Below are 7,906 nucleotides of genomic sequence, written 5' to 3'. Positions count from 1 at the left end.
GTTGAACACGCCCGGCTTATCGATCGGGATGACCCGTCCCTCGATCTTGTCTGCGAGCCCGCCAAAGAAGCGGAACCATTGCGGGATGTATTTGCACTGCATCCGCATTTCATTGATCAGCTTGCCGTTGTCGCGGGTTTCGAGAACGGCCAGGTTTTCGGCCTCCTCCGCCACGAGGTCGGCAAAGCGCGTCATGATCTGCCCACGCGCGCTTGGGATCATCGTCCGCCACTCGCCGCGAAACGCGGCCGCTGCTGCCTGCACGGCCGCATCGACATCGGCTACGCCAGCGCGCGGAACAAGCGCCCAGGCCTTGCCGGTGAAGGGATCGAAGGATTCGAAAAAATCGCCCGACTGCGCGGCGGCCGCGCGGCCGCCGATCAGCATCGAGAGCTTTTCCGTGGCCAGCGGCGGACGGGTTGTCATGCTCCGACTTCCTGCATGGCTTCGCGCGCCACCCGGAAGGAATCGACGCCTGCGGGCACGCCGGCATAGATCACGACCTGTAGAAGGACTTCGCGGATCTCGTCTTTGGTCACGCCGTTGGTCAGCGCGCCCTTCACATGCATCTTCAGTTCGTGCGGACGATTGAGCGCGGAAAGCATGGCGAGGTTCAGCATGCTGCGGGTCTTCTTGTCGAGCGTGTCACGGCCCCAGACAGCGCCCCAGCAATATTCCGTCACGAGTTCCTGCAGCGGACGATTGAAATCGTCGGCGCTGGCGAAGGATTTCTCGACGAATTCGGCGCCCAGAACCGATTTGCGGATTTCAAAACCCTTGTCGAACACGTCTTTGCCCATTGGATGGTCCTTTCCAGTTGCTTGGGAGATCAAAGGCCGGGTGTCGGCCGATATTTGCGGCCCCGCGCGATGACGTGGCCGAGCGAGCCGTTGGTCAGGTAGATCTGCGTCGCCTTGGAATCGTAGGGGACGTTCTCCTGGCCGGGATAGCCGATCAGTTCGCGCACGCGCGGGCTCATGTAGTAGGTGGCAATGGCAATCGTGGTGATCGCCGAGAAGGCTTCGCCATCCTCCTTGTTGAGGCTTTCCAGACGAGCCTCGGCGCCGTTGGCCGGACCGACCGCGATGCCGCGCGCAAAGCCCGGCTTCAGATCAACACGAAAATCCAGCGACTTCTCGACATCGGCGTAGCGGCAGACGTCGCTGAACTTCGGCATCTTGCCATGCGCGGGGATCAGGAAGTCTGCGAGCGCGAAGAAGGTGTTTTCGTTCGACATGTCAGGCCACCTTCTGGTTGCGGCGCTCGGCGATCATGCGGCGCGTGTTGCGCAGCGCGACGGCCATGATGGTCGCCGTCGGGTTGGTAGCGCCCGAGGTCGGGAAGGTCGACGCATCCATGACATAGAGGTTCGGCACGTCGTGGCAGGCGCCCCATTGATCGACGACCGAGCGCTTCGGGTCGTCGCCCATGACGGTGGTGCCTATGAGATGCCAACCGGATTCACGCACCGGCGTCGAAACCAGCGTCTCGATGGCGCCGGCGGCGCGCACCGATTCCAGGCAGCGGTCGATGTTGAACTTCAGCAGCCGGTTGGAATTCTCGTTGACCTTGTAGACGATCTGCGGCGCCGGCAGCCCATCGGAATCCACCAGATCCTTCGACAGCACCACCTGGTTGCTCTCCTCCGGAAGATCCTCGCCGACAATGCCCCAGATCAGCGAGTGGCCGAAGCGGCGCGCTACATTTTCATGCAGGTTGGCGCCCCAGAAATCCTGGAACCGGCCGCTTTCGGCGACATAGACCTTGGACCCGGTCGCGCCGGATACACCGACCGGTCCGCCCGACGGCATGCAGTTCCATTTCGAGCCGCGTACAAAGCCGCGCCTTTCGTCGGTCTCGTAGAATTCCAGCGAATAGACCTGCTGGCCGAAGGGACCGCGCCAGGAATCCAGCGGATCCTGGTAAGAGGCCAGTACGCTTGCAAAGGGATGCATCATCAGCCGCTTGCCGACCATGCCCGACGAGTTGGCAAGGCCGTCCGGTTTCCCGGCTCCTCCCGACATCAGCAGCAGCCGTGGCGTGCCGACGCCATTGGCGCACAGGATGACCACCTTGGCGCGCTGGCGCCGGTCGCGACCGTTTGCATCGACATAGACGACACCGGTCGCCAGCCCCTGGTCGTTGGTCTCGATTTCTTTCACGCGTGCACGGGTGACGAGCCGCGCGCCGGCCTTCAGGGCCAGTGGCCAATGCGACCGGTCGGTCGTCGATTTCGCGCCCTCCGGACAGCCCGTCAGACAGGTTCCGCGACGCACACAGGGATTGAGTTCGCCGAACTTCTCCGACGGGATGGCGTTGCTGCCGGGCCACCAGTGCCAGCCCATCTTCTCCATACCCAGCGCACCGCGCTGGCCGACGGAGCCCATGGGGAGCGCCGGAAAGGGATAGGCGCCGCGCGGCGGGTAGGCCGGATCGCCGGCTAGACCGGAAACGCCCACTTCGCGTTCGATCTCGAGCTGGTAGGGCAACAGGTCTTCGTAGGTGAACGGCCAGTCCTCGGCCACGCCATCCATCGAGCGCACGCGGAAGTCGGACGGCAGGAAATGCATCCATTGCGCGCCGTAGAGGGTCGCGCTGCCACCGACGCCGGCAAACATCAACGGGTTGATATCCGTCGTCGACGTGTCGACGGGATAGTCGTTGGGATTGTCGCGGACGTTGGGATTGGGATGCCAGAGCTTGGTGCTGACAAGCTCGTGTTCCGGACGCGCGCCGGCATAGGCGGCATAGTCCGGCCATTCGCCCTGCTCGAGCACGACGACGGAAATGCCGGCGCGCGCCAGATGAAGTGCGGCGACCGAGCCGGATGGGCCGGCCCCGACGATCACGACATCCACTTCCTCGTCGCGCCTTGCCCGTGCATTGCGATCCGCCAGAACTTCAACGGTCATTTTCTTCCTCCCTTGGGGTCCAATGGCAGCATCGGGTCAGGCGAGCCGCGTCCGGTAAAACGCCGCCGCGCCGATGATGATGACACCCTTGATGATGAGCTGCATCTCGATCGGAAATCCGAGCAGCAGCACGAGATTGTTGATCACCACCAGAACGGCCACGCCAAGCAGCGCCGCAAAGATGTTGCCGCGCCCACCGGTAAGCGCGACCCCGCCCATCACGGCGGCAACGATGGAGTCCAGTTCGTAGCCTTGGCCAACCCAGTTCGAAACGGTGCCGACATAACCGAGCAGGAACAGTCCGCCTATTCCCGCGCAGACCGAGCAGATGACGTAGCAGAGGATGACCACGCGATCGGGCGCGACGCCGTTGAGGAACGCGGCCTTCGGATTGCTTCCGACCATGAAAATCTCACGGCCGAGGCGTGACCGGTGCAGCACGATGCCGAACGCAATTGCCAGAAATGCCAGGGTGATCAGATTGACGGGCACGCCAAAAATCCGTCCGGAGGCCAGAAAGCCCATGCCCGGCGGCAAGGTGCTGATCGGCGCGCCGCCAGTATAGGCGAAACGAATGCCTTGCAGGATGATCATCATCGCCAGCGTTGCGAGAAACGGGCTGACATTGCGTTTGGCGACGAGCCAGCCGTTCACCAGACCCACCGCGGCCGACAGGGCGATCGCGGCGATGAAGATCATCGGAATCGCCTCATTGGTCGTGGCTTTGAAAGCGGTCGCCAGCACGGCCACCGTTGCCATCAGCGAGGCCACGGAGAGGTCCAATCCGCGCACCAGGATGACAAAAGTCTGGCCGACGACGACCATGCCAAGCGGTGCCGCGATCGTCAGCACATTGACCAGGTTGGCCGGCCGCAGAAAGGTTGGTGAAGCGAGAGCCGCAACGGTCATCAGCACGGCCAGGAAGATCATCAGCCCGTAGCGCTCGAAGACTGAGGCCAGGGACATGCCTTGCGATCGCGGCATCGGGGTATCAAGAGGCGCCATCACTATCTCCGCCTTGTGGTGTGGATGCCGACCGCGATGATGATGATGAGACCTTGGATGACCCACTGATAGTAGGACGAGACATTGACGAAGTTCAGCAGGCTGTTGAGCATGGTGACGAGCAGCACGCCGAGGAAAGTACCGAGCACGCCGCCTCTGCCGCCGGCCAGAATGGTGCCTCCGACCACGACTGGCGTGACCGACTGCAGCGTCAGCGCGGCGCCGATGCGCGGGTCGCCAACGCCGGTGCGGGCGGTCAGGAAAATCGCCGCTATGCCGGCGCACAGGCCCGACAGCGCGTAGGCAAGCACCACGATACGATCGACCGGCAACCCATTCAGCCGCGCCGCTTCCCGATCGCCGCCGACGAAGTAGATGCTGCGGCCCGTGCGCGTGCGCTGCAGCCAAAGCCCGGCGAGCGCGAAAATCACCACGAGCACGATGGCGCTGAACGGAATACCGCCGACCTTTGCATAGGCAATATCCGCGAAGGCGCGCGGTACGGAGCCGCCGGGCTCCTTGCGGTACATCAGCGTTGCGCCAAAGATGATCGAGGACATGCCGAGCGTGACGATCAGGGGATGGACGCGCAGCACGACCGTCAGCAATCCGTTGAGCGCGCCGACAGCGGTCGCGGCGAGCAATGCCAGCGGCAGTGCAAGCCAGACCAGATCCGGACGCCATTCGAGGAAGTTCGCCAGAAAGACGGTGAGCGCACCGACCAGCGAACCGATCGCCAGATCAATGCCGCCCATCAGCACGACGAACGTCTGACCCAGGCTGACCATGCCCAGCACGATGAGCTGCTGGAACAGATTGCCGATGTTGCGCCAGGTCAGAAACCGATCGGACAACAAGCCGCCGACGACAGCAAGCAGCACCAGCAGCACTGCCACGATCAGATAGGAAAGCAACAGCCGGTTGCGGCGAAGATCCACCGTGATCGCGCTCATCCGACCGGCTCCGCTCGCTGATCCGTTTCCGCCTCGCGGTGCCCGACAGATCGCACGGCGAGATCCATGATCGCCTCCTCGCCGAGTGCATCGCCTTTGATTTCGCCGACGACATGGCCTTGCGCCATGACGAAGACCCTGTCGGAGAGACCGACGATTTCGGGCAGTTCTGAACTGATCATCAGCACACCGACGCCAGAATCCGCCAGCCGTCGCACGATGCGGTAAATCTCCACCTTGGCCCCGATATCAACCCCGCGCGTCGGTTCGTCGAGGATAAGCAGCCTGCTGGCGATCCGCGACCAGCGGCTGAACAGCACCTTCTGCTGGTTTCCCCCAGAGAGATTGCCGATCTTCACGTCAGGCGACGGCGTCGCTACCGAAAAATCCTGGATCTGCTGCATCGCCACAGCACGTTCCTGCTTCCTGTCGATCAGGCCATGTTTCGTTATGCCGTCGAGGTCGGGCGCCACGATATTGGCGGAAATCGGCAGACCGAGAAACAGGCCGTCGTCCTTGCGGCTCTCGGTTAGAAAACCGAGCCCATGCCTTATCGAACCCTTCGGAAGCATTGTCTCAAATGGCTTGCCATCAAATTCGATCACCCCGCTCTCGACGGCTCGCGTGCCGAAGATAGCCTCGGCAACCTCTGTGCGCCCCGAACCGACCATGCCGGCCACGCCGACGATTTCGCCAACCTTGACGTTGAGGCTGACGTCGCGGACGCGCGGACCGGCCTTGAGATTGCGAACTGTGAGCACATCCGGACCGCCCGCCGGTGCCATACGCCGCGGCGGATAGATCTGGCTGAGCCGGCGGCCAACCATTCGAGTGATCATCTCTTCACGCGTGAGCGCGCTTACCGAGCTGGTGCCGACGAGTTGGCCGTCCTTGAGTATGGTCACCGTGTCGGCGATTTCGAATATCTCCTCAAGCCTGTGGGAGACGTAGACGATGCCGACGCCTTCGTTGCGCAGCCTGCGCATGTTCTCGAACAAAAGATCGACCTCGCGGCCAGCGATGACCGCTGTCGGTTCGTCCAGGATGAGAAGCCGCACCCTGCCGACCAGGGCTTTCGCGATCTCGACCATTTGCTGATCGGCAAGCGGCAATTCGTCAATCCTGGCGTGGGTTGGAATATCTACGCCGAGTTGTGCGAGGATTTCAGCGGCGCGGACGTGGCGGGCGCGGTTCGAAATGAGACCAAACCTGCCGCGGGGCTGCGTATCGACCAGAATGTTCTCGGCGACCGAAAGTTCGGGAAAAAGCGCAAGCTCTTGATGGATCACGTGGATGCCGGCAGCGCGTGCTTCCTTCGGCGACTGCCAGGAAACCGGCTTGCCGAGATAGGTCATGGTCCCGGAATTCGGTTTGGTCACGCCGCCCATAACGCGGATCAGCGTCGACTTGCCTGCGCCATTTTCGCCGAGAAGGGCGTGAATTTCGCCTGGCTGCACGGCGAAATCGACCTTGTCCAGGGGTTTGACTCCAGGATAGTCCTTCTCGATCTGGCTGAGCTCAATAACAGACGCTGACATATCCGGTGCTCGAACTGTTCAATGCACGTCCGGTGCGCGTCCAGGATGGGCGCGCACCGGCTCGCTTGGGAAGCTTACTTCGGATAGTCGGGATTGAATGTACTCGGATTATAGCCGGCGGGCAGCCCGTTGCTTGGCGACAGATCGCCCGGATCGCTCATGCTGACATGGTCGAGCAGATGCCTGTCGCCCTTGACCGAGATCGTATCCGCACCCGGCGACGTGACGACCTGGAAGCTGACCTCGACCTTGTCCGGGACCGAGATGCCCTTGAGCACGTCAAGCGCGGTCTCGATGCCGGTGATGCCCATCGACGTCGGATAATCGATGCCGACCATCTTGATGTTGTGCTGGTTGGCCAGCTGATACATCCGGGCAACGTCGCCGCCGGTCATCGGTGGAAATTCGCCGTCCTTGTAACCGGCGTCAAGAAACGCTTCGATCGCGCCGTAGCCCTGAAGCGCACTGTCGGCCAGGACGCCGTTGATGGCCTTGCCGTGCTTCTGGATCAGCGCGGCCATCACCGACTTGCCTGTTGCCGGATTCCAGTCGCAATACTGCTTCTCCAGCACCTTGATGTCGGGAAATTTCGAGAACACTTCCTCGTTCGCCTTGATGCGGATTTCCGCGACGCTTGACCCGGCGATGCCGGGCAGCATAACGATGTTGCCCTTGCCGCCCAGCGTCTCGCACAACCACTGCGCCTCGAGACGGCCCAATGCCCAGTCGGATGCCGTGACGTAGGTGATGTAGTTGGCCGGCGTCTTCACCTTGCGATCGACCATGACAACGGGGATGCCTTGTTCGGTTGCGCGTCCGACGACGGAATCGAGCGCGTCCTCGGTCGAGGCGGCAATGAGCAAAATGTCGACGCCCTGGCTGATCAGATCCTGGATATCCGCGATCTGCTTGGAGGGGTCGTCATTGGCGTCGGTGACGAGAAGATGGGCGATCTCGTCGCGATGCTGGCCGGCGGACCAGAGCACGCCATGCTGGAAGGCGACGCGCCAAGCATTGGAAATCGAAGCATTGGAGAACCCGATCGTATAGGGACCCGCCTTCTTCCATTTCGAGGTGTCGACCATGGTGTTCGCATTAGGGTTCCACATCCAGGTGCGCGGCGCGCCATAGTAGCCGGGCTTCGTTTCCGGCTCTGCGGCGACGGCTGCGCTGGTCTGGGCGAGCTGGATGGCCGGTGCGGCGGCCATGGCTGCCGCCACGGCTGGCATTCCCCGGATAAAGCTCTTACGCGAGATCTTGTGGTCTAATATGCTCTTTATTGACATTGGTTCCTCCTCCTGAACGCTCGACAGAGCGTCTAAATTCTCCTCAGACATTCTCGCACGCGAGACAGTATAAACAGACAATAGATGTCTATATCCCGGGCAAACCGCACGACTATTTTCCTGACAACCTCCAATTCAGAAAAATTCGACTGAAAGCGATTTGGCGCAAATTAGCAGTCGATTACCCACAATCGTCAATCTGCCGTCTTGTA

At 61.9% G+C, this 7,906-nt stretch carries 8 protein-coding genes; all 8 read right to left on the bottom strand.

Annotation, left to right across the window (positions count from 1 at the left end; genetic code table 11):
• Positions 1 to 426, bottom strand: a 426-nt coding sequence (locus EOC06_RS00960; protein WP_245469271.1) for an aldehyde dehydrogenase family protein, incomplete at its 3' end; no start/stop codon positions are given.
• Entirely contained in the window at positions 423 to 800 is a 378-nt protein-coding gene (locus EOC06_RS00955; protein ID WP_109661499.1) for a carboxymuconolactone decarboxylase family protein, read from the bottom strand. The genes EOC06_RS00960 and EOC06_RS00955, both read right to left, overlap by 4 nt.
• Before the next feature lie 29 nt (positions 801 to 829).
• Positions 830 to 1,237, bottom strand: coding sequence for a hypothetical protein (locus tag EOC06_RS00950; RefSeq protein ID WP_127330559.1), 408 nt, complete (start codon positions 1,235 to 1,237; stop codon positions 830 to 832).
• Between the two features lies 1 nt (position 1,238).
• On the bottom strand, positions 1,239 to 2,912 hold the full coding sequence (locus EOC06_RS00945; protein ID WP_128306855.1) for a GMC family oxidoreductase: 1,674 nt from the start codon (positions 2,910 to 2,912) through the stop codon (positions 1,239 to 1,241).
• A gap of 36 nt (positions 2,913 to 2,948) precedes the next feature.
• Positions 2,949 to 3,917, bottom strand: coding sequence for an ABC transporter permease (locus EOC06_RS00940; protein ID WP_127330563.1), 969 nt, complete (start codon positions 3,915 to 3,917; stop codon positions 2,949 to 2,951).
• A gap of 2 nt (positions 3,918 to 3,919) precedes the next feature.
• Positions 3,920 to 4,870 (bottom strand): ABC transporter permease, encoded by a 951-nt coding sequence (locus EOC06_RS00935; RefSeq protein ID WP_127330565.1) that lies wholly within the window; start codon positions 4,868 to 4,870, stop codon positions 3,920 to 3,922.
• On the bottom strand, positions 4,867 to 6,408 hold the full coding sequence (locus EOC06_RS00930) for a sugar ABC transporter ATP-binding protein (RefSeq protein ID WP_127330567.1): 1,542 nt from the start codon (positions 6,406 to 6,408) through the stop codon (positions 4,867 to 4,869). Before EOC06_RS00930 ends, EOC06_RS00935 begins: the two co-directional genes overlap by 4 nt.
• A 74-nt stretch (positions 6,409 to 6,482) precedes the next feature.
• A complete protein-coding gene (locus EOC06_RS00925; RefSeq protein ID WP_164898422.1) occupies positions 6,483 to 7,628 on the bottom strand; it encodes a substrate-binding domain-containing protein in 1,146 nt (381 codons plus the stop codon).
• Positions 7,629 to 7,906 lie beyond the last annotated feature (278 nt).

The sequence above is a fragment of the Mesorhizobium sp. M7A.F.Ca.MR.362.00.0.0 genome, assembly GCF_004023175.1.
Taxonomy (GTDB): domain Bacteria; phylum Pseudomonadota; class Alphaproteobacteria; order Rhizobiales; family Rhizobiaceae; genus Mesorhizobium.
The sequence above is the reverse complement of the archived record's forward strand: the minus strand, read 5'-3'. Positions and strand labels throughout refer to the sequence as shown.

Coding starts and splice junctions, on each gene's coding strand:
- EOC06_RS00940 (WP_127330563.1), bottom strand. CDS start 3,917: ATGGCGCCTCTTGATACCCCGATGCCGCGATCGCAAGGCATGTCCCTG.
- EOC06_RS00930 (WP_127330567.1), bottom strand. CDS start 6,408: ATGTCAGCGTCTGTTATTGAGCTCAGCCAGATCGAGAAGGACTATCCT.
- EOC06_RS00955 (WP_109661499.1), bottom strand. CDS start 800: ATGGGCAAAGACGTGTTCGACAAGGGTTTTGAAATCCGCAAATCGGTT.
- EOC06_RS00945 (WP_128306855.1), bottom strand. CDS start 2,912: ATGACCGTTGAAGTTCTGGCGGATCGCAATGCACGGGCAAGGCGCGAC.
- EOC06_RS00950 (WP_127330559.1), bottom strand. CDS start 1,237: ATGTCGAACGAAAACACCTTCTTCGCGCTCGCAGACTTCCTGATCCCC.
- EOC06_RS00935 (WP_127330565.1), bottom strand. CDS start 4,870: ATGAGCGCGATCACGGTGGATCTTCGCCGCAACCGGCTGTTGCTTTCC.